The sequence below is a fragment of the Prevotella sp. TF12-30 genome (genome assembly GCF_003436715.1).
Taxonomy (GTDB): domain Bacteria; phylum Bacteroidota; class Bacteroidia; order Bacteroidales; family Bacteroidaceae; genus Prevotella; species Prevotella copri_A.
Map to the genome: position 1 here is coordinate 1 of NZ_QSQJ01000110.1, position 1126 is coordinate 1126.

The 1126-nt window shown below is 48.7% G+C and carries 1 protein-coding gene and 1 pseudogene; both read left to right on the forward strand.

Translation table 11 applies throughout. The annotated features are described in order from the left end of the window. Window positions 1–191: 191 nt before the first annotated feature. Window positions 192–626 (forward strand): hypothetical protein, encoded by a 435-nt coding sequence (locus DXD25_RS16280; protein ID WP_089543539.1) that lies wholly within the window; start codon window positions 192–194, stop codon window positions 624–626. Then, window positions 608–1126: pseudogene (locus DXD25_RS16285) on the forward strand (hypothetical protein); the annotation flags it as partial. The gene DXD25_RS16280 and the pseudogene DXD25_RS16285, both read left to right, overlap by 19 nt.

Consider the following 1126-nt stretch of genomic DNA (forward strand, 5'->3'; position numbering starts at 1 on the left):
GGGCTTTTCTGTATATGGAAAACCGGTACCATTTCCTGGTACGGAATTTAGCGGATAGTCGCAGCTCCAACGTGATAATACATATATGAATATGGATAAGAACAATATGAAGCCGTATGTTTTCAAGCATCCGGAGTATGAATGGAGAGTATTTCTAATTAACAACATATCTTTCTAAAACTTCAATATATATGAGCAAGAAAAGTTTTTCTGCAGCTGCAGAGGCTGCTGTACAGGCGCTTTTGAACGCCCAGAAGGTAGATGCCAGTATCATTACTGACGAGTGTGGTAACGTAGCTATTCGCAAGGCTCCCTGGAACGATGCGGAGACCATCTGCGAGGTGCCCAAGGTGATTCCGGGCAGAATGATCTGCAGCGGTGGCGAGCATGGCGACCAGCTCGACTTCAAGCCTTATGCACAGTCGGGCGGGAAGCTTTATACCGAGATTATCCATACCTCGCATGGCGCCCTCCGTACTTCGCCGCAGCGTGTGTTCGCTTCCTTCTCTTTTCCGAAGGAGATGAGCAAGTCGGACATTCTGAAATATCTCTACAAAGAGATGATGGAGATGAAGGGCAAGGCTAAACATTTCAAGGAGAATATAGCATGGGAACAGTACAAGTAATGGCTCTGAATCCGGCACGCAAGGGCAATATGGGAAGATTGAGCTCTTCCCAGCCCCTGTATGTCTATGACACCCTGATAGCACAGCCGTGGCTGAAGGGTGTGATTGCGCAGATACGTGGGGAGAAGGCTATCCCCGGCGTAGATGCTGGTGATGAAAAGGCGGTGAAGAAGGCACGCGAGGGGCTGAAAAGACAGCTGCCTATCCGTGCGATTCATTATTACAGATTCAGGAATAATCACCGCTCTAGTGAGGATGCGGATCCTGAAAGTTTCCTTTTTCAGACTACCATCGATGTGGATGATGTGGATTACGTGGATGCTGCATTGGAGAAGGCTCGTGAGCTGAACTGCAGCAACACGATATGGAAGGGGAAGCTGCTGCATCTGGAGTATTCGGCTAGAAAGAAGCTGCATATCGATATCAGAATGCCGATGGGTATGACGATAGAGGAGACGCAGAAGGCGTATTGCGAGGCGGCTGGGATTCCCTACGATAAA

Coding starts and splice junctions, on each gene's coding strand:
- DXD25_RS16280 (WP_089543539.1), top strand. CDS start 192: ATGAGCAAGAAAAGTTTTTCTGCAGCTGCAGAGGCTGCTGTACAGGCG.